The organism is Streptosporangium sp. NPDC000396 (assembly GCF_042898655.1).
Taxonomy (GTDB): domain Bacteria; phylum Actinomycetota; class Actinomycetes; order Streptosporangiales; family Streptosporangiaceae; genus Streptosporangium.
In genome coordinates this window covers 392,864-413,867 of sequence record NZ_JBIAZA010000003.1, presented here as the reverse complement: position 1 = coordinate 413,867, position 21,004 = coordinate 392,864, and the positions used below count along the sequence as shown (strand labels likewise).

The window sequence follows — 21,004 nt, the reverse complement described above, 5'->3', positions numbered from 1 at the left end:
CACGGGGCCGGCCGGGGATCCCCGGCCTCCCCGCTCGATGGGAATGTCAAAGCACCTGCCCGAGGAAGGCGCGGAGGCGTTCGTGACGCGGGGCGGCGAGCACGTCGCGGGGGTGACCCCGCTCGACGATCACTCCGCCGTCGATGAAGACGAGGTCGTCGCCGACCTCGCGCGCGAAACCCATCTCGTGGGTCACCACCATCATCGTCATGCCGCTGGCGGCCAGGTCCCGCATCACCGCGAGCACCTCCTGGACCAGCTCGGGGTCGAGCGCGCTCGTCGGCTCGTCGAAGAGCATCAGCTTGGGGTCCATGGCCAGGCTGCGGGCGATCGCCACACGCTGCTGCTGGCCTCCGGACAGCTGGGCCGGGTAATGGCCCGCGCGGTCGGCCAGGCCCACGCGTTCCAGCAGTTCCAGCGCCCGTTTCCGGGCGTGCTGTCTCGCCACGCCCCTGACGGCGATCGGGCCCTCCATGACGTTCTCCAGCGCCGTGCGGTGCGGGAACAGGTGGAAGCGCTGGAACACCATGCCGATGTCCCGCCGCTGGCGGCAGAGCTGGGCGGGGCGGAGGTGATGGAGCCGGTCGCCCCGCTCGGCGTAGCCGATGAGATCGCCGTCCACCCAGATGCGGCCGGAGTCGATGGTCTCCAGCCGGTTGACGCAGCGCAGCAGCGTCGACTTGCCGGATCCCGAGGGACCGACGACGCAGACCACGCCGCCCTCGGGCACGTCCAGGCTGATGCCCTTGAGCACCTCGACGGAGCCGAAACGCTTGCGCACCGAGCGGATCTTCACCATGGGTCCGGCCATCACACGCTCCCCCCGCCGAACGGCCGCAGGTTACGGCGGACCCTGGCCGGAAGCGCCCGGTGGCCTCGTTCGAACCGATTCTCGACGAAGTGCTGCCCGATGCTCGCGATGGTGGTGAGCACGATGTACCAGATGGACGCCACGATGAGCAGTGCGATCACCTCGAAGTTACCCAGGTAGACGCGCTGGGACACGGTCAGCAGTTCGGCTCCGGCGATGACCGAGACCATCGAGGTGGTCTTGAGCATCGAGATGAACTGGTTGCCGGTGGGCGGGATGATCACCCGCATCGCCTGGGGAAGCACCACCCGGCGCAGCACCTGCCGGTGCGACATGCCGAGCGCCTCGGCCGCCTCACGCTGGCCGGGATCAACCGAGCGGATGCCCGCCCGGACGATCTCGGCCATGTAGGCGCCCTCGTTGATCGCCAGGCCGAGAAGGGCCGCGGTGAAGGGTGTGATCAGCTCGTTGGCCTGCCATTCGACCAGTTTGGGGCCGTCGAACGGGATGCCGATGCCGAAGGTGGGGAAGACCAGCCCGATGTTGAACCAGAAGATCAGCTGAACCAGCAGCGGGGTGCCGCGGAAGAACCAGGTGTAAAGTCCCGCGACGCCCCGCAGCACGGGGCTGCCGGACAGCTGCATCACCGCGGCGAGGATTCCCAGTGCCAGGCCGATCGCCATGGACAGCACGGTGAGCTGGATCGTGACCCACAGGCCGCCGAGGATCCTGCCGTCCGCGAGGTAGCCGGCGACGACGTCCCAGTGCAGATTCTCATTGATGATGATCGTGTAGGCCAGCCAGACCAGAGCGGATCCGGCGAGCAGCGCCGCGATCCACCGGCCGGGCCTCGGCGGCCGGATCGCGTCAATCGGCAGGTCCGGGGCCTCGACGGCCCCGGGGGGCTTGGTCAATTCCACGGCTTGGTGTTCACCGTCACCTCGGGCACGGCGTTGGCCGCCACGCCGTACTTCTCCAGGATCGCCCGGTAGCCGCCGTCGGCCAGCAGCTCCTGCATGGCCTTGACCACGGCGTCGCGCAGCGCGGTGTTGCGCCGGTCGATCGCGATGCCCCAGGGGCCGGCGTCGTACTGCTCGGGCAGCACGTCGTATTTGCCGGTCTCCTTGGCGAACATCGCCGCGACGGGCGAGTCGACGATGGTGGCGACGGCGCGCCCGGAGTCGATGCTCAGCAGGCCGGTCGGCGCGTCCTCGCTCTGCATGATCTGCATCTTCTTGGCGCACCTGTCGTCCTGCCGCTGCCCGATCGCGAGATTCGAGCTGCCCTTGGCCAGCACGACGGCGCGGCCGCAGAGGTCCTCCAGGTTCTTGACGCCCTCGGGGTTGCCCTTCTTGACCATGATGGCTCCGCCGGCGTTGAAGTAGTCGACGAAGTCGACGGCCGCCCGGCGCTCCTGGGTGTCGCTCATGGACGACATCGCCACGTCCCACCGCCCCGCCTGCAGGCCGGGGAGCAGGCCGTCGAAGGCGGCGTTGGTGACCTTGACCTTCAGGCCGAGCTTGGCCGCGATCGCGGCGGCCAGATCGGGGTCCACGCCGATGAGCTCCTGCGTTCCCGCCTTGTACATCTCCATCGGCGGGTAGCCCTCCGAGGTCGCCATTCGGAGCTCGCCCGCCTCGCGCACCGTCTCGGGCACCAGATCCCTGGCGGACTTGCCGGCCGTCGAGGCGGCGCCTCCGCTCGTGCCGGTTCCCGACGACGAGCGTCCGCAGCCGCCGGCCGATACCGAGACGAGCAGCGCGGCAGCAATGACCAGAGAAAGGCGTTTTGTCATAAAATCTCCCGCTTTGCGATTGGTTGAGCTCATGGTGCCGATGCCAGGCAACGACCCCAACAGAGGTGAATGCTTGTGAGTCTTGGCATCGAAGACTTCGAGGCTGAGATCGGGCGAAAGCCATCACGCCCTACCTTCGACCCATGAGCTTGGTGATCGAGAACGGCTGGCCACGCACCGCGGCATGGACCGGCGATGAACTTCACATCGGCGGGATCGGTGTGCGAGAGCTCGCCGGGGAGTTCGGCACCCCCGCCTACGTCATCGACGAGGAGGAGTTCCTCGCCCGCTGCGCGCAGTGGCGCGACGCGCTCCCCGACGGGGAGGTGCACTACGGCGGCAAGGCCTTCCTCTGTCCCGAGGTGGTGCGCTGGCTCGACACGACCGGGCTCTGTCTCGACGTGTGCACCGGAGGCGAGCTGGCCGTGGCCGCGGCCGGGGGCATGGACCCCGGACGGGTGGTCTTCCACGGCAACAACAAGTCCGCCGCCGAGCTGCGCCGCGCCATCGCCTGGGGCGTCGGCTGCGTGGTCGTGGACTCGTTCACCGAGATCGAGCGCCTGGCCGCGCTGGCGGACGAGGCGGGGGTACGGCAGCGCGTGATGATCCGGGTCACCCCCGGCGTGGCGGCGCACACCCACGAGTTCATCGCCACCGGAGGCGACGACTCGAAGTTCGGCTTCTCACTCAACGCCGGACTGGCCGCCGAGGCGGTCCGCCGTGTCCTCGCCACCGTCTCGCTGGAACTGACCGGGCTGCACTCTCACATCGGCTCGCAGATCACCGACCTCGGCGGCTTCACCCTGGCCGCCCGCCGGATGGCCGGATTCCTGCTGGCCGTCGAGCGCGAGCACGGCGTGGCCGTTCCCAAGCTCGACCTCGGCGGCGGCCTGGGTATCGTCTACCGCCCCGGCGACCCGGTTCCGCCGCACCCGGCCGAGGTGGTCGCGGCGCTGCGTGAGGCCCTGCCGGCCCACGTGCGGCTCGCCGTGGAGCCGGGCCGCTCGATCGCCGGCCCCACGACCGTCGCCCTCTACGAAGTGGGCACGGTCAAGGAGATTCCCGGCGTCAACACCTATGTCAGCGTGGACGGCGGGATGAGCGACAACCCCCGCCCCGCCATGTACGGCGCCGCCTACACCGCGGTCCTGGCCTCCCGTTCCTCAGCGGTCCCCCTCCGCGAGGTCACCGTGGTCGGCAAGCACTGCGAGAGCGGCGACGTGCTCGTCCGCGATCTGCCGCTGCCCGCCGACGTACGGCCAGGCGACCTGCTGGCCGTCCCCGCCTCGGGGGCCTACCAGCGGTCGATGGCGAGCAACTACAACCATGTGACCAGGCCCCCGGTGATCGCCGTCCGCGACGGATCGGCCAGGGTGCTCGTGCGCCGCGAGACCGAGGAGGACCTGCTGCGCCTCTACACCTGAACGGCGCCCGCGGAAAGGGACGTGCCGACCGGTGCGTGGCACGAGCCGGCGCCCAGCCGGCTCGGACCGCCGGAAAACATGTTGTGGTGGTTGGCGGTGAATCCTGGATCGGCGTAGCCGATCTTCCTCACCGCCTGGATGACGTTCTGGTCCCCATCAGGGTGAGGGGGAGCGCTCCCATAATGACGAGCGCGCTCAACTTCCCAGTTGACGCGGAGCTCCAACCCCTCGATTGAGCCGACGGTTACCTGGGGCGACCTCACGGTGATCAGACGATGCAAGATCACCTTGACTTCGACGGCCACCCTGACCGGCAGACCCCCGTCATGTGCCCATTTCCGATATTTCCATTTACGGAAGGACAAAATTAGAAGTTCACCGCTCACCCTCCGTACGGCAGGGCGTCCGGCACCGGCCCGTGGGCGCACTCCCCTGTACGGCGGGGCCGGGGAGCACGTCCCGTCGAGCGCATGGAACCCGGGTGACATTCCCGTGGCCAGGCACGGGGAAGGCGGATCACACCCCGTACTCCACGGTGAGCACCGCGCGGGCCAGGGCATGGTGGTTGACCGTGCCGGCGAAGACGGCGGCCGTCTGGTCCACAGTGACCTGAATGCTCTCGACTCCGAGGGCGTGGACGGCGAAGACGTAGCGGTGCGGCGGCCCGGGAGGCGGGGCGGCCCCGCCGAAATCGAAGGCGCCGTAGTCGTTTCGGCCGTGAATCGCCCCCTCGGGCAGCCCCTCCATCGCGCCGCTCCCGGCACCGCGCGGCAGTTCGGTCACGTCGGCCGGGATGTCGACCAGCAGCCAGTGCCACCAGCCGCTGCCGGTGGGGGCGTCGGGGTCGAAGCAGGTGACCGCGTAGCCTCTCGTCCCCTCCGGGGCGCCCGACCAGCGCAGGTGCGGGGAGAGGTTGCCCAGCTCGTAAACGTGCGCGTCGGGTAGCACACCCCCGTCCACGAGGTCGTCGCTGGCGATCGTGAACGCCGGAACCTGTCGCAGATAGTCATAGGGCAGCGGCGCGCGCTGAGTCATCGTTCCCCCGTTCCCGCCGGGACCGCCCGGCCGCAGTGGATCTTGCTGGCTTTTTTCTTGTTTGTCAAGGGTTGACATTGCCACTGGATTTAGCGGCATACTCCGCACTTGGGGCATTAGTCACATAGATAATGGGATCGGTCGCCTTCCGGTGATATGCGGTAACCCTGCGTTCCGACGAAGACGAAATGGTTCAAAAGACCGTATCCAACAGCACGGAGTTTCCCATGAGCAATCCGTTCGATGATGAGAACGGCCGTTATCTCGTCTTGACCAACGCCGAGGGGCAGCACTCTCTCTGGCCCCTGGCCGTCGAGGTTCCTCGCGGCTGGGATCTCGTACACGGGGAAGACTCCCGGCAGGGATGTCTGGATTTCATCAACGCGAACTGGGCCGACATACGGCCCCGCAGCCTCTCGACGCCTTGAACGGCTCCTGAGCTCCCGTTTTCACGCAGCGTCCACTGTCGGTCGCGTTCAGGCGTGCCTTTCTTCCAGGTGATCGACCGGCGTTCGCCTCGCCGGTCATTCTCCCCCGTTCCGTCATATCGACGTGCCACATATCTGGAGACTCTGTGAATCCGCTCTCTTTCCGAAAAAGCCTGGCCGAGGTTTTCGAGGCGCGGGTGGCGGCGGATCCGGACGCCGAGGCGGTGGTCTGCGGGCAGGTGCGGCTCTCGGCGGCGGAGCTGGACGCGCGGGCGAACGCGCTGGCCCGGCGGCTGACGGCCGCCGGGATCGGACCTGAGTCGCCGGTCGTGGTGCTGATGGAACGGTCGGCGGATGTGGTGGTGGCGCTGCTGGCGGTGGTGAAGGCCGGCGGGATGTACGTGCCGCTGCACCCGAGCCTGCCGGTGGCACGGATGCGCCACATCGTCGAGGAGACCGGCGCCCGGGTCGTGCTGACCGACGAGGTCTTCGCCGGGCACGAGCTGATGGAGCACGTCCACGCCATGACGGTGGGGACGGAGAGCGAAAGGGAGAATCCGGGGTCACCGGTCGATCCGGACCGGCTGGCCTACACGATGTTCACCTCGGGTTCGACGGGGGTGCCCAAGGGCGTCGCGGTGACCCACCGCAACATCACGGCTTTCGCCGCCGACCACCGCTGGCGGGGGCATCACCGCGTGCTGTCGCACTCCCCGTTCGCCTTCGACGCCTCCACCTACGAGCTGTGGGTGCCGCTGCTGAACGGCGGGACCGTGGTCGTGGCCCCGCCCGGGGTGGTGGACGCGTCGGTGGTGCGGTGGGCGCTCGAGGAGGAACGCGTCACCGGGGTGTTCCTGACGACCGGCCTGTTCAACGTGCTGGCCGAGGAGTCGCCCGCCGTACTGGCCGCCGTCCCGGAACTGTGGATCGGCGGCGAGGCCGCCTCCCCCGCCGCTGTGGAGCGGGTCATCCTCGCCGGTGGTGCCGTCAACAACGGTTACGGGCCCACCGAGACGACGACGTTCGCGGTCTCCCACCGGGCGGGAGAGCCGTCTCCGGGCAGCGTCCCGATCGGCCGCCCGCTGGATGCGATCGGTGCCTACGTCCTGGACGAGAAACTGCAGCCGGCCTCGGAGGGTGAGCTCTATCTCGCGGGAGATCACCTGGCCCGCGGCTACCTCGGCCGCCCGGGCCTGACCGCCGAACGCTTCGTCGCCGACCCCCACGGCAAACCCGGAACACGCATGTACCGCACCGGCGACCTCGTCCGCCGCCTCCCCGACGGCCTCCTCGACTACCTCGGACGCGCCGACGACCAAGTCAAGATCCGCGGTTTCCGCATCGAGCTCGGCGAGGTGGAGGCCACCCTCGCCCGGCACCCCGCCGTGGCCCAGCTCACGGTCCTGGTCAGAGAGGACCAGCCCGGAGACAAACGCCTGGTCGCCTACCTGGTCCCGCACACCGCCGCCTCCGGCGACGAGGACCGGGAGGAGCTCTCCGCGCGGGTGCGAGGCCACGCCCAGGAGACACTGCCCGCCTACATGGTGCCGTCGGCCTTCGTCGTGCTGGACCGGCTGCCGCTCAACCACAACGGCAAGGTCGACCGCCACGCACTGCCCGCCCCCGAGACCGCGGCCTCCGGCGGGGCAGCGCGCACTCCGGTGGAGGAGATCCTTTGCGGGCTGTTCACGCAGGTGCTCGCCGTACCGGGGGTCGGGATCGACGACGACTTCTTCGCCCTGGGCGGGCATTCGCTGCTGGCCATGCGCGTGGTGACCGGAATCAGGGCGGCGCTCTCCGTCGAGCTGCAGGTGCGGACGGTCTTCGAGGCTCCCACCGTCGCCGGACTCGCGGCCAGGGTCGAGGCGGCGAGGAGCGAGGGCGCCGGCAGGACCAGGCCGCCGCTCGTCCGCACGGGGGAACAGGAACAGCCGCCGCTCTCCTTCGCCCAGCACCGGCTCTGGATCGTCGACCAGCTCGGGGAGCGGGGCGGGGTCTACACCGTCCCGCTGGTCCTGCGGCTGTCCGGGCGGCTGGACAGGGCCGCGCTGGAGGCCGCCCTCGGGGATGTGGCGCGGCGGCACGAGACGCTGCGGACGGTCTTCCCCTCGCGGGACGGCCGGCCGTGGCAGCGGGTGCTGGACGCCGTGCCCGAGCTGTCGGTGACGGAGATCGACGAGGCGGAGCTCGGCCCCGCGATCGACAAGGCGGTGACGGGGGCCTTCGACCTCGCGTCCGAGCTGCCGGTACGGGCGTGCCTGTTCGCCCTGCGGCCTGGCGCCCCCGGCGAGCACGACGAGCACGTGCTGGTCCTGCTGCTTCATCACATCGCCGTCGACGGATGGTCGCTGGACCCGCTCAGGCGTGACCTGGCCCTGGCCTACGCGGCCCGGACGCGCGGTGAGGCCCCCGCGTGGGAGCCGCTGCCCGTGCGCTACTCGGACTACGCCCTGTGGCAGCACGAGCTGCTCGGGGACGCGGCGGACCCGGACAGCCTCATGAGCACGCAGACCGGCTACTGGCGGAAGGCCCTGGCAGGGCTGCCCGAGGAGCTGGCGCTGCCCGCCGACAGGCCCCGGCCGCCGGTGACCGGGCATCGGGGCGGGACCGTGCCCTTGAGGCTCTCACCTGAGCTGCACGGGCGGCTGCTCGCCGTCGCGAGAGCGCACCAGGCCACGCTGTTCATGGCCGTGCAGGCCGGGCTGGCGGCGCTGCTGACCCGGCTGGGGGCGGGAACCGACGTGCCGATCGGCGCACCCGTGGCCGGCCGTACCGACGAGGCGCTGGACGATCTGGTCGGCTTCTTCGTCAACACGCTGGTGCTGCGCACCGACACCTCGGGGGACCCGAGCTTCCGAGAGCTGCTGGCCGGGGTCAGGGAGACGGACCTGGCGGCGTACGCGCACCAGGACGTGCCGTTCGAGAACCTGGTCGACGCGCTCAACCCCACGCGGGTGCCCGGCCGTCACCCGCTCTTCCAGGTGATGCTCGCCCTCCTGAACACCCCGGACGGCGAGGCCGGGCTGCCGGGCCTGACGGCGGTGCCGGACCCCGCCTACTCGCTGTACGGCTTCGGCGGCGCCAAGTTCGACCTGCTGTTCGGCCTCACCGAGCGCTTCGACTCCGACGCCACCCCCGCCGGAGTCGACGGGGTGCTGGAGTACGCAGCCGACCTGTTCGACCGCGACACGGCGGAGTCGATCGCCGCGCGGCTGGTGAGGCTGCTGGAGGCGGTGTCGGCGGATCCGGACGTCCGGGTGGGCGCGGTGGAACTGCTCTCGCCGGAGGAGCGGCACACGCTGCTGGAGAAGTGGAACGACACGGCGGTCCCGACGCCCCCGGGCAGCCTGGCCCAGCTGTTCGAGGCGCGGGTGGCGGCGGATCCGGACGCCGAGGCGGTGGTCTGCGGGCAGGTGCGGCTCTCGGCGGCGGAGCTGGACGCGCGGGCGAACGCGCTGGCCCGGCGGCTGACGGCCGCCGGGATCGGACCTGAGTCGCCGGTCGTGGTGCTGATGGAACGGTCGGCGGATGTGGTGGTGGCGCTGCTGGCGGTGGTGAAGGCCGGCGGGGTGTACGTGCCGCTGCATCCGGGTTACCCGGTGGGGCGGATGCGCTGGGTCGTCGAGGAGACCGGCGCCCGGGTCGTGCTGACCGACGAGGTCTTCGCCGGGCACGAGCTGATGGAGCACGTCCACGCCATGGTGGTGGGGCCGGAGAGCGATCCTCAGAGCCCCGGCCTGGAGATCGGCCCGCACCGGCTGGCGTACGCGATGTTCACCTCCGGTTCGACGGGGGTGCCCAAGGGCGTCGCGGTGACCCACCGCAACGTCGCCGCCTTCGCCACCGACCGCCTCTGGCACGGTCCCGAACACCGCAGGGTCCTGTTCCACACGGCGTCCTCCTTCGACGTCTCCATGTACGAGCTGTGGGTGCCGCTGCTGAACGGCGGGACCGTCGTCGTGGCCCCGCCCGGGGTGGTGGACGCGTCGGTGGTGCGGTGGGCACTTGAGGAGGAACGCGTCACCGGGGTGTTCCTGACGACCGGCCTGTTCAACGTGCTGGCCGAGGAGTCGCCCGCCGTACTGGCCGCCGTCCCGGAACTGTGGATCGCGGGCGAGGCCGCCTCCCCCGTCACGGTGGAGCGCGTCCTGCGGGCGGGCGGCAACGTCCACAACGGCTACGGCCCCACCGAGACCACCATCTACGCCACCGCCCACCATGTGACCGACCCCGGCGCCGTCGTCCCGATCGGCCGCCCGCTCGACAACACGCGCGCATACGTCCTGGACGAGAAACTGCAGCCGGTGCCCGCAGGCGTGCCCGGCGAGCTCTATCTCGCGGGAGATCACCTGGCCCGCGGCTACCTCGGCCGCCCGGGCCTGACCGCCGAACGCTTCGTCGCCGACCCCCACGGCAAACCCGGAACACGCATGTACCGCACCGGCGACCTCGTCCGCCGCCTCCCCGACGGCCTCCTCGACTACCTCGGACGCGCCGACGACCAAGTCAAGATCCGCGGCATCCGGATCGAGCTCGGCGAGGTGGAGGCCACCCTCGCCCGGCACCCCGCCGTGGCCCAGCTCACGGTCCTGGTCAGAGAGGACCAGCCCGGAGACAAACGCCTGGTCGCCTACCTGGTCCCGCACACCGCCGCCTCCGGCGACGAGGACCGGGAGGAGCTCTCCGCGCGGGTGCGAAGCCACGCCCAGGAGACACTGCCCGCCTACATGGTGCCGTCGGCCTTCGTCGTGCTGGACCGACTGCCGCTCAACCACAACGGCAAGGTCGACCGCCACGCGCTGCCCGCCCCCGCGTGGCAGGAGCCGGTCGTCGTGACGCAGGGGCCCCGGACCGAGGCGGAGGAGCTGGTCGCGGAGGTCTGGGCCGAGGTGCTCGGTGTGGACCGGGCCGGCGTGCACGACAACTTCTTCGCGCTCGGCGGCAACTCCCTGCTGGCCATCAGGGTCGTCGCCAGGATCAGGGCGGCCGTGGACCTGGAGGTCCCGATCGACGCGATCTTCACCAACCCCACTCTCGAGAAGCTGGCCGATGCCGTCGAGGCGTTGCTGATCGCGGACATCGAGGGACAGAACCAGTAATACCAGTACGGAAGGAAGAAGCCTCGGATGACCGAGCAGCTGTCGGAGCGCGCCGTCGCCCTCCCGGCCGACAAGCGTGCCCTCCTGTCGCAGCGATTGCGCGGCCGGGCGGCGAGCACCACCGTCCAGCCCCGCCCCCCGGGGGCAGAGCCGCCGCCGTCCAGCGGCCAGGAGCGCCTGTGGTTCATGGAGCAGCTGGCTCCAGGGAACATCGCCTACACGATCCCGCTGGTCAAGCGCCTGCGAGGTGAGCTGGACGCCGCGCTGCTCAAGGACGCGCTGACGGCGCTGGTGGCCAGGCACGAGGCCCTGCGGATGCGCTTCCCCAGCCAGGACGGGCGGCCGAAGGTCGTCGTCGACGAACCGGGACCCGCCACGCTGAAGGTCGTCGAGGCGAGCACCCCCGAGCGGGCGGCCGAACTCGTCGGCGAGGAGCTGACCCGCCCGTTCGACCTGGCGGCCGACACGCTGCTGCGGGCCCTGCTGGTCCGCGTCGCACCGGACGACCACGTGCTCCTCCTCGCCGTCCACCACATCGTCAGCGACGGCCAGTCGCTGGAGATCATGGCCGACGAGCTTCTCCGGTTGTACGCCGGGCTCCGCGAGGGGTCACCGGCGGCGCTGCCCGAACCGCCCGTGCAGTTCGGCGACTTCGCCGTGTGGGAGCGCGAGCGGCTGGCGGGGCCCGCGGTGGAGTCCGACCTCGCGTTCTGGCGCGAGCAGCTGGCCGGACTGCCCGACCTGGAGCTCCCCACCGACCGTCCGCGCCCGGCCGAGCAGCGCTTCGACGGCGCGGTTCACTCCTTCACCTGGGACGCCGAGCTGACCGAGGCCCTGCGCGAGCTCGGCAGGGCGAACGGCGCCACGCTCTACATGACCCTCCTCTCGGCCTACCAGGCGGTGCTCGCCCGGCACGCGGGCCAGGACGACTTCGCCGTGGGCTCGCCGGTGGCCGGACGGCCCTACCGCGAGCTGGAGGTCGTGGTCGGCTCCTTCGTCAACATGGTGACCCTGCGCAGCCGTACCGGGAACGACCCCACCGTCGCCCAGCATCTGCTCCGCACCAGGGAGACCGTGCTCGGCGCGCTCGCACACCAGGACTACCCCTTCCACCAGCTCGTCAACGACCTGCGCGTGGAGCGGGACCCCAGCCGTTCGGCGATCTTCCAGGCGACCTTCACGCTCACCAACCAGGCGGCCCGCGAGGAGACCGTTGCGGGGCTGCGCGTCGGCCCGTTCGACACCCCGCTCGCGATCACCCAGTTCGACCTCGCGCTCTACACCACCGAGACCGACGAAGGACTGACCGGCTTCTTCACCTACCGCACCGACCTGTTCGAGCCCGCCTCCGTCGAGCGGATCGAGCACTCGATGCTGCGCTTCCTCCGGGAGGCCGTCGACGGCCCGGACCGCCGCCTGTCCGAGGTGTCGCTGCTCGCCGACGAGGAGCGCGAGCTGCTGCTCGGCGACTGGGCGGGCACCCGCACCTGGCGGCCCTCGCACCGCACGCTCGGTGAGATGGCCGAGGCCCAGGCCGCGCGGACCCCGGACGCGCTCGCCCTTGTCACCGGGGAGCGCTCGCTCGCCTTCGCCGAGCTGCACCGCCGGGCGAACCGGCTGGCCAGGCATCTGCGGGACTCCGGCGTCGGCCCCGACGCGCGCGTCGCGATCTGCCTGGACGGGGCCGTGGACGCCGCCGTCGCGATCCTCGCGGTGCTCAAGGCGGGCGGCGCCTACCTGCCGCTCGACCCCGAGCAGCCTCGCGACCGGCTGGAGTTCCTGCTCGCCGACTCGTCGGCCGTCCTTCTGGTCACCGACTCGGCGCTGCGCGACCGGGCGGGCGGCTTCACCGGCCCGATCGTCGAGCTGGACCGGCTGACCGGCGAGGGCGACGACACGCCGCTGGAGCCGCTCGCCGGCCCCGACCACCTCGCCTACGTGATCTACACCTCCGGCACCACCGGACGGCCCAAGGGGGTCGGCGTCCAGCACCGGCACATCGTGGCCTACCTCGAATACATCCGCGAGGCCTACGACATCGTGCCCGGCGCCGCCTTCGGCCTGCTCCAGTCGCTCGCCTTCGACTTCAGCATGCTGATGTTCTACCTGCCGCTCACCGGTGGCGGGACCCTCCACCAGCTGCCCCGCCGCGGCTCCGGGCCCGAGCTGGCCGAGGCCATAGCGAGTCTCGACTACCTGAAGATGACGCCCTCCCACCTCGCCGCGCTGGGCGCGGAGGTCGAGCCCGAGCGGCTGCTGCCGCGGCGCGCCCTCGTCCTCGCGGGCGAGGCGTCGCCGACCGCGTGGGTCCGCGAGCTGGCCACCCGCGCCGGCTGCGCGATCTTCAACAGCTACGGCCCCACCGAGACGGTCGTCGCGGTGACCACCGAGCGGGTGGACCCCGAGGCGCCCGCGGCCGGGACGGCCTGGCCCATCGGCCGTCCGCTCCCCGACGCGCGCGTCTACGTCCTGGACCAGGCGCTGCGCCTCGTCCCGCCGGGCGTCGCGGGAGAGCTCTACATCGGCGGCGACACCCTGGCCCGTGGTTATCTCGGCCGCCCGGGCCTGACCGCCGAGCGCTTCGTCGCCGACCCGTACGGCGAGCCGGGCGCGCGGATGTACCGCACGGGCGACCTGGTCCGCAGGCTCGACGACGGGCGCCTGGAATTCCTCGGCCGCACCGACCACCAGGTGAAGATCCGTGGTTACCGGGTGGAGCTCGGCGAGATCGAGGCCGCGCTCGGCACGCTCCCCGGGGTCGTCCAGGGTGTCGTGGACCTGCGCGGCGACCTCCTCGTCGCCTGGCTGGAGAAGGAGCCGGGCGCCGAGGAGGCCCCCGTGGCCGAGCTGCGGGCGCACCTGCTCGACCGGCTGCCCGAGTACATGGTGCCCGGACGTTTCGCCTGGCTCGACCGCTTCCCGCTCCAGGCCCACGGCAAGGTGGACCGCAGGGCGCTGCCGGATCCCGAGCCCGAGCGTCTTGACCAGCGGCCCGGCTACGTCGCCCCGGCCGACCCGATCGAGGAGGCCATCGCCGCGATCTGGGCGGGCGTCCTCGACGTCGAAAGGGTCGGCACCGGCGACAACTTCTTCGAGCTTGGCGGTCACTCGCTGCTGGCCACCCAGGTCGTGGCGAGGATGCGCAAGGCCTTCCCGGACAGCAAGCCGCCGATCGGCGTGCTGGAGATGTTCAAGCACCCGACGGTCGCCGAACTCGCCAGGCTCGTCACCGAGCGCCGCGGGGAGACGACCGCCCAGCGCCGGATACTGGCGGAGCTGACCCGCCCGATCGATCCGAAGGACCGTCTCGGCTCCGTCATCTGCGTGCCGTACGGCGGCGCCAACGCGGTCGTCTACCAGACGCTCGCCGACTCGATGCCCGCCGGATACTCCCTCTACGCGGTCGCCGCCCCCGGCCGCGAGCCCGGGGAGGACAAGCAGCTGCCCTTCGAGGAGGTGGCCAGGCTCTGCGTCGAGGAGATCGCCCAGCACATCAGCGGCCCGATCGTGATCTACGGGCACTGCGCCCCCGGCAGCGCGCTGGCCGTGGAGCTGGCCCAGCGCGTCGAGGCGTCGGGGCGCGAGCTGGACGCCCTCTACCTGGGCGGCATCTTCCCCTTCGCCCGTCCCAAGGGCCGCTTCCTCGGCTCGCTCAGCAGGCTGCTCAACGACCGCCTGCACGGCACCCGCACGGTCGCCGCCGAGCTGCGCGCGCTCGGCGGCGACATGTCCGGCCTCGACGAGGAGCAGGTGGCCTTCACGGTCGAGCTGATGCGCGAGGACGGCCGGATGGCCGAGGAGTACTTCACCAGGATCCTGAGCACCGAGCAGCCCCGGCTGAAGGCGCCCATCATCTCGGTCGTCGGCGAGCGCGACCCGAGCACCGAGTTCTACCAGGAGCGCTTCAAGGAGTGGTGCTTCCTGTCCGACTCGGCCTCCCTGGTCGTCATCGACGAGGCCGGGCACTTCTTCCCCAAGTACCGGGCCGGCGAGCTCGCCCAGATCCTCACGGGCACCCACACCGCCGACACGGCCTGGCGCGAGGCGCACTCGCGCGAGGCGGGCGGCACCTGGTGGCTCCAGGACTCCGTGGAGCGGCAGGCCGTACGGCAGGACCGCGAGCCGAGCATGCGCCGGTTCCTGCCCGTCGCGCTGGGGCAGCTGGTCTCGCTCACCGGGTCGGCGCTCACCGAGTTCGCGGTGCCGATCTGGATCTACACGGTCACCGGGTCGATGGCCCATTTCGGGCTCATCGCCCTGCTCGCCCTCGTGCCGGGCATCTGCGTGGCGCCCTTGGCCGGCGCCGTGGTCGACCGCTACGACCGGCGCCGGGTGATGATCGCCGGTGACGTGGTGTCGGGCGTCTCGCAGGCGGCGATGCTCGCCCTGCTGCTGACCGACCGGCTCACGGTCGCCCCCCTCTACGTGCTGATAGCCGTCGTCTCCGTCTCGGTGACGTTCCAGCGGCTCGCCTACCAGGCGTCGATCCCGCAGCTGGTGCCCAAGCGCTACCTCGGGCACGCCAACGGCATCGTGCAGCTCGCGATCGGCACCGCCCAGTTCCTGGTCCCGCTCGTCGCGGTCGGCATGCTCGCCGCGATCGGGCTGAAGGGCATCCTGACCATTCAGGTCGCGGCCTACGCGTTCGCCGTCGTCGTGGTCCTGCTCGTCAGGTTCCCCACCACGCTGGGGCTTCGCCGCCGGGAGCCGATGTCCGCCGAGATCGCGAACGGCTTCCGATTCTCGCTGGGGCACCGGAGCTTCCGCGGCATGCTTTTCTTCTTCGCCGGTGTGAACCTGTTCCTGGCGCCCATGTTCGTCATGGTCTCGCCGCTGGTCCTCTCCTTCGCCCCGCTGACCGCCGCCGGGGCCGTGGCGGTCGCGGCCGGTGCGGGCGCGGTCGCCGGCGGCGTCGTCATGAGCCTTTGGGGAGGCCCGACCCACCGCAGGCTGCGCGGCGCGATCGCCGCGACGATGCTGATGGCGGTCGCGGGCGTGCTGACCGGGCTGCGGCCCAGCCTCTGGCTGATCGGCGTCGGCGCCTTCGGCATGTCCTTCGCGCTGGCCCTGATCAACGGCACCATCATGACGATCATCCAGGTGAAGGTGCCGCAGCGCTTCCAGGGCCGGATCATCGCGGTCAACACCATGATCGCCGCGGCTACCGTGCCTCTCGGCTTCGGCGTCATCGCCCCGCTCGCCGGCCCGCTCCTCGACCCGCTGCTGGCTGCGGGCGGCCCGCTCGCGGGCACGGTCGGCGCGGTCATCGGCACCGGACCGGGACGCGGGATCGGGCTGCTCTACCTGCTGTGCGGCCTCGGCATGGCCCTGCTGGTGCTCGCCGGCACCCGGATCAGAACCCTGGCGCGCTTCGACGACGACGTGCCCGACGCCAAGCCCGACGACCTCGTCGGCATCGAAGAGCTGGAAAGGACCCACGCATCGTGAACACCATCGCCATCGACTGGGAGGTCAGGGAGGGCAGGCCCGCCGCGGCCGACGCCCAGGGGTCGGACCTGGGCGAGACCTGCGACTGGCTGCGGGAGAACCGCGACGCCATCCGCGCGGGCCTGGACGAGCACGGGGCGCTGTACCTGCGAGGGCTGCCGGTGAAGGGCGTGGAGGACTTCGCCGAGGTGCGCGACGCCCTGGTCTCCAAGCTCGCCGGATACGTCGAGAAGGCCACCCCGCGCAGCCACTTCGGCAAGGACGTCTACTCGTCCACCGACCTGCCGCCGTCCCACGCGATCCGCCCGCACAACGAGAACAGCTACGCGCTCAACTTCCCCGGGCTGCTGATGTTCGGCTGCCTGATCGCCCCCGACGAGGGCGGCGCGACCCCGGTGACCGACGTGCGCAAGGTGCTCAGGAGCATCCCGCAACCGCTCGCCGACCGGTTCCGCGCGCACGGCTGGTCCCTGGTGCGCAACTACGGCGACCACATCAGCCTCGGCTGGCGCACCGCCTTCGGCACCGAGGACAGGGAGGAGGTCGCCGCCTACTGCGCCGAGAACCACATCGCCCACGAGTGGGTGGGCGACGACCAGCTCCGCACCGTCCAGCGCCGTTCGGCGACCATCCGCCACCCCGGAACCGGCGAGGAGGTCTGGTTCAACCACACGGTCTTCTGGAACGAGTGGACGCTTGAGCCGGAGGTCCGCGAGGTGTTCCTGGAGGATCTGGGGCACGAGAACCTGCCCTTCAACACCGCCTACGGCGACGGCGAGCCGATCTCCAAGGAGGACGTGGAGACCATCGACGAGGCCTACCGCCAGGCGACGGTCAGGGAGACGTGGCGGCCGGGCGACATCCTGATCGTCGACAACATCCTGTCCGCGCACGCGCGCGAGGCCTTCAAGGGCTCCCGCAAGATCGTGGTCACCATGGGCGACCCGGTCGCCCTGGACGCCTGCTCCCCGACCGTCCCGCCGCAGGCCGGCTTCGCCAAGGCCGGGACCGGGGAGGCCGCCAAGCCCGCGAAGGGGCGCCGCTGGTTCGGCCGCCGCTCCTGACAGCCGCTGGTTCGGCCGCTCCTGACGGCGGCCCGGTGTCTCCCCGCGGAACGAAACCGCGGGGAGACACCGGGCTCTCCGATCAGGCGCCGTCCTCCAGGTCTCCCTCCGACTTGAGGTAGACCTCCTGGAGATCACGCAGGATGCCGGGATCGGGGTGCTCCCACATTCCGCGGTTCGCCGCCTCCAGCAGGCGTTCGGCGATGCCGTGCAGCGCCCACGGGTTGGACCTGATCAGGAAGTCCTGGTTCTCCTGGTCCAGCACGTAGGTGGCGGCCAGCTTGTCGTACATCCAGTCGGCGACCACGCCTGTGGTGGCGTCGTAGCCGAACAGGTAGTCGACGGTGGCGGCGAGTTCGAAGGCCCCCTTGTAGCCGTGCCTGCGCATGGCGGCCAGCCAGCGGGGGTTGACCACCCGGGCGCGGAAGATCCTGGAGGTCTCCTCCGAGAGCGTCCGGGTGCGGACCGCGTCCGGGCGGGTGCTGTCGCCGATGTAGGCGGCCGGCGCCTTCCCGGTGAGCGCGCGGACGGTGGCGATCATCCCGCCGTGATACTGGAAGTAGTCGTCGGAGTCGGCGATGTCGTGCTCGCGGGTGTCGACGTTCTTGGCCGCCACCGCGATCCGCCGGTAGGCCGTCTCCATGTCCTGCCTGGCGGGGACCCCGTCGATGCCCCGGCCGTAGGCGAAGCCACCCCACACCGCGTAGACCTCGGCCAGGTCGGCGTCGTCGCGCCAGTTACGGCTGTCGATCAGCGGCAGCAGCCCGGCGCCGTAGGCTCCCGGCCGGGACCCGAAGATCCGCATGGTGGCCCTGCGCCCGTCCCCGTGACGTGCCTGGTCGGCGAGGACATGCGCCCGGACGTAGTTGAGCTCCTCGGGCTCCTCAAGCCCGGCGGCCAGCCGTACCGCGTCGTCGAGCAGGGCCACGACGTGCGGGAACGCGTCGCGGAAGAATCCGCTGATCCGGACAGTGACGTCCACGCGCGGGCGCCCCAGTTCCTCGGCGGGGATCGCCTCCAGCCCGGTGACCCGTCGCGACGCCTCATCCCACACCGGCCGCACGCCGAGCAGCGCCAGCACCTCCGCCACGTCGTCCCCGGCCGTGCGCATGGCGCTGGTCCCCCACACCGACAGCCCGACCGAGCGCGGCCAGTCGCCGGTGTCCGCCCGGTAACGCTCCAGGAGGGAGTCGGCCATCGCCTGCCCGGTCTCCCAGGCCAGCCTGCTCGGCACGGCCTTGGGGTCGACCGAGTAGAAGTTACGGCCGGTGGGAAGCACGTTGATCAGCCCGCGCAACGGCGACCCGCTCGGCCCCGCCGGGACATACCCTCCGTCGAGGGCGTGCAGGATCGCGCCGATCTCATCCGTGGTCCGGGCCAGCCGGGGCACGACCTCGGTGGCCGCGAACCGCAGGATCCGCTCCACCATCCCGAGGTCCGCCGGGGCGCCCGTCCTCGGCTCCGCCTCGGAATCGGCGACAGCCGTCCCCGGAGCGGTGGCGGCCGTCCCCGGAGCAGTGGCGGTCTCCTCCCCTGCGGCGGCAGGCGCGGCCGCAGCCGGGGCGGTCACGTCAGCCGAAGCGGGGGACGAGGCCGGACGAAGGACGGTGGTGGTCACCTCGGCGGCGGCGGCCGGGTCCCAGTCCCGCTCCTCCATCGCCTCGACCAGCGCGCGGGCGAGGGTCTCGGCCTCATCCGTGCCGGTACGGCCGGCCGTACCGTCCTCCGTCAGGCCCAAGGCCTCGCGGAGTCCCGCCGTTGCCTGGCTGCCGGCCCATATCTGACGGGCGCGGAGCATCGCGAGCACCAGGTCGACGCGCGTCCCGCCTTCGGGCGCCACGCCCAGCACGTGGAGCCCGTCACGGATCTGGACGTCTTTGACCTCGCACAGCCAGCCGTCGACGTGCAGCAGGAAGTCGTCGAACTCCGCGTCGTGCGGGCGGTCCTCGATGCCGAGGTCGTGGTCGAGCCTGGCGGCCTGGATCAGGGTCCAGATCTGGGCGCGGATCGCGGGAAGCTTCGCCGGGTCCATCGCGGCGATGGAGGCGTGCTCGTCGAGGAGCTGCTCCAGCCTGGCCATGTCCCCGTAGGTGTCGGCGCGGGCCATCGGAGGAACGAGGTGGTCGACCAGGGTGGCGTGGGCGCGGCGCTTGGCCTGGGTGCCCTCGCCGGGGTCGTTGACGAGGAAGGGATAGATCAGCGGCAGGTCGCCGAGCGCGGCGTCGGGGCCGCAGGAGGCGGACAGCCCCGCGGACTTGCCGGGCAGCCACTCCAGGTTGCCGTGCTTGCCCACGTGCACCACGGCGTGCGCGCCGAAGTCGTCGGCCAGCCAGCGGTAGGCCGCCAGGTAGTGATGGCTGGGCGGCAGATCGGGGTCGTGGTAGATGGCGATGGGGTTCTCGCCGAACCCGCGCGGCGGCTGCACCATGACCACGACGTTTCCGGCGCGCAGCGCGGCCAGCACGATCTCGCCGTCCGGGTCCTGCGACCTGTCCACGAACAGCTCGCCCGGCGCGGGGCCCCAGTGCTCCTCCATTCCGGCTCGCAGGTCCGCCGGCAGCGTGCCGTACCACTCGGCGTACCGGCTCGCCGCGACGCGGACCGGGTTGGCGGCCAGTTGCTCCTCGGTGAGCCACTCCTGGTCCTGCCCGCCCGCCGCGATGAGCGCGTGGATCAGCGCGTCGCCGTCCTGCTCGGCCACGCCCGGCAGCTCGCCCTCTGCGCCGATGTCGTAACCGTGCTCGCGCAGGGCGGCCAGCAGCCTGACGAGGCTCGCGGGGGTGTCCAGGCCGACGGCGTTGCCGATCCGGGAATGCTTGGTGGGATAGGCCGAGAGCATCAGCACGATCCGCCGCTCGCCGGCCGGGACGTGCCGGAGCACGGCGTGCCGTACCGCGATGCCGGCCACGCGCGCAGCGCGCTCCGGGTCGGCCGCGTAGACGGTCAGCCCGTCCTCGTCGATCTCCTTGAAGGAGAACGGGACCGTGATGATCCGCCCGTCGAACTCGGGGATCGCGACCTGGGTGGCCGCGTCGAGCGGGGACAGGCCGTCGTCGTTGTCCTCCCAGGACGCCCGGCTGCTCGTCAGGCACAGACCCTGCAGGATCGGCACGTCCAGCTCGGCGAGCGCGCCGACGTCCCAGGCCTCGTCGTCCTCGCCCGCCGACGCGGTGGCCGGCCGGGTGCCACCGGCCGCGAGCACGGTCACCACCAGGGCGTCCACAGCGCGCAGGGTCTCCAGCAGGCCGGGCTCCGCGCTGCGCAGGGAGGCGCAGTAGACGGGCAGAGCCCGGCCGCCCGCGTCCTCGACGGCCGAGCAGAGGGTCTCGACGAAGGCGGTGTTCCCCGCGACATGGTGTGCCCGGTAGTAGAGCACCCCGACGACCGGGCCGTCCTCGCGGCGGGCCTGGCGTTCCAGCACGCCCCAGGCGGGGGTGGGGGCGGGCGCGGCGAACCCGTGTCCGGTCAGCAGCAGGGTGTCGGACAGGAAGCGGTGGAGCTCGGCGAGGTTGGCCGGTCCGCCGTGCGCGAGGTAGGCGTGCGCTTCGGCGCAGACGCCGCCGGGCACGGTGGACAGTTCCATCAGCTCGGCGTCCGGCGCCTGCTCGCCGCCGAGGACGACGACGGGGCGGGGCCCGGCGAGCAGGGCGTCCAGGCCCTCCTCCCAGGCGCGGCGCCCGCCGAGCAGCCGGACCACGACCAGGTCGGCGCCCTCCGTCAGGGACGGCAGATCTTCGGCGGTGAGCCGGGCGGGGTTGCCCAGCCGGTAGTCCGCGCCGCTCGCGCGGGCGCTGAGCAGGTCGGTGTCCGAGGTCGAGAGCAGGAGGATCACGCGCCACGCTCCACGGGAAGCGAGGCGGTACGGCCCAGCGGTGCCGCGGGGGCGCAGGGGAACGGCGA

The 21,004-nt window shown here is 71.5% G+C and carries 11 protein-coding genes; 5 read left to right on the top strand and 6 right to left on the bottom strand.

The genetic code is table 11. From position 1 onward, the window contains the following. Positions 1–46: 46 nt before the first annotated feature. From ACFY2X_RS06810 to ACFY2X_RS06800, 3 genes are read right to left on the bottom strand one after another with little or no spacing between them, the layout of a single operon-like run. Entirely contained in the window at positions 47–811 is a 765-nt protein-coding gene (locus ACFY2X_RS06810; RefSeq protein WP_389933389.1) for an amino acid ABC transporter ATP-binding protein, read from the bottom strand. Further along, the gene (locus tag ACFY2X_RS06805; protein WP_389933386.1) at positions 811–1,725 is read right to left on the bottom strand and encodes an amino acid ABC transporter permease; all 915 of its coding nucleotides are present in this window, start codon (positions 1,723–1,725) and stop codon (positions 811–813) included. Before ACFY2X_RS06805 ends, ACFY2X_RS06810 begins: the two co-directional genes overlap by 1 nt. After that, on the bottom strand, positions 1,722–2,606 hold the full coding sequence (locus ACFY2X_RS06800) for an ABC transporter substrate-binding protein (RefSeq protein ID WP_389933384.1): 885 nt from the start codon (positions 2,604–2,606) through the stop codon (positions 1,722–1,724). Before ACFY2X_RS06800 ends, ACFY2X_RS06805 begins: the two co-directional genes overlap by 4 nt. Before the next feature lie 143 nt (positions 2,607–2,749). On the opposite strand from ACFY2X_RS06800, the gene lysA reads away from it, so the two are divergent. Next, entirely contained in the window at positions 2,750–4,030 is a 1,281-nt protein-coding gene (lysA, locus tag ACFY2X_RS06795) for a diaminopimelate decarboxylase (protein WP_389933381.1), read from the top strand. On the opposite strand, the gene ACFY2X_RS06790 is transcribed toward lysA, so the two are convergent. Together ACFY2X_RS06790 and ACFY2X_RS06785 are read right to left on the bottom strand one after the other, a co-directional pair. Beyond that, complete coding sequence (locus ACFY2X_RS06790) at positions 4,021–4,416, bottom strand: hypothetical protein (RefSeq protein ID WP_389933378.1); 396 nt, start codon at positions 4,414–4,416, stop codon at positions 4,021–4,023. The genes lysA and ACFY2X_RS06790 overlap by 10 nt on opposite strands. Positions 4,417–4,546: 130 nt before the next feature. Beyond that, complete coding sequence (locus ACFY2X_RS06785) at positions 4,547–5,065, bottom strand: YbhB/YbcL family Raf kinase inhibitor-like protein (RefSeq protein WP_389933375.1); 519 nt, start codon at positions 5,063–5,065, stop codon at positions 4,547–4,549. A 227-nt stretch (positions 5,066–5,292) separates the two neighbouring features. Between ACFY2X_RS06785 and ACFY2X_RS06780 the strand changes: the two genes are divergently transcribed. The 4 genes from ACFY2X_RS06780 to ACFY2X_RS06765 all read left to right on the top strand — a co-directional run bounded on the left by ACFY2X_RS06780 (position 5,293) and on the right by ACFY2X_RS06765 (position 17,104). Beyond that, complete coding sequence (locus tag ACFY2X_RS06780) at positions 5,293–5,493, top strand: MbtH family protein (protein ID WP_389933372.1); 201 nt, start codon at positions 5,293–5,295, stop codon at positions 5,491–5,493. A 146-nt stretch (positions 5,494–5,639) separates the two neighbouring features. Continuing rightward, positions 5,640–10,592, top strand: a complete 4,953-nt coding sequence (locus tag ACFY2X_RS06775; protein ID WP_389933369.1) for an amino acid adenylation domain-containing protein — start codon at positions 5,640–5,642, stop codon at positions 10,590–10,592. A gap of 27 nt (positions 10,593–10,619) precedes the next feature. Further along, positions 10,620–16,040, top strand: coding sequence for an amino acid adenylation domain-containing protein (locus ACFY2X_RS06770; RefSeq protein WP_389933367.1), 5,421 nt, complete (start codon positions 10,620–10,622; stop codon positions 16,038–16,040). Next, complete coding sequence (locus ACFY2X_RS06765; protein ID WP_389933364.1) at positions 16,037–17,104, top strand: TauD/TfdA family dioxygenase; 1,068 nt, start codon at positions 16,037–16,039, stop codon at positions 17,102–17,104. The genes ACFY2X_RS06770 and ACFY2X_RS06765 overlap by 4 nt, the downstream gene beginning before the upstream one ends. An 82-nt stretch (positions 17,105–17,186) precedes the next feature. On the opposite strand, the gene cobN is transcribed toward ACFY2X_RS06765, so the two are convergent. Continuing rightward, complete coding sequence (gene cobN / locus ACFY2X_RS06760; protein ID WP_389933361.1) at positions 17,187–20,936, bottom strand: cobaltochelatase subunit CobN; 3,750 nt, start codon at positions 20,934–20,936, stop codon at positions 17,187–17,189. Positions 20,937–21,004: the final 68 nt, after the last annotated feature.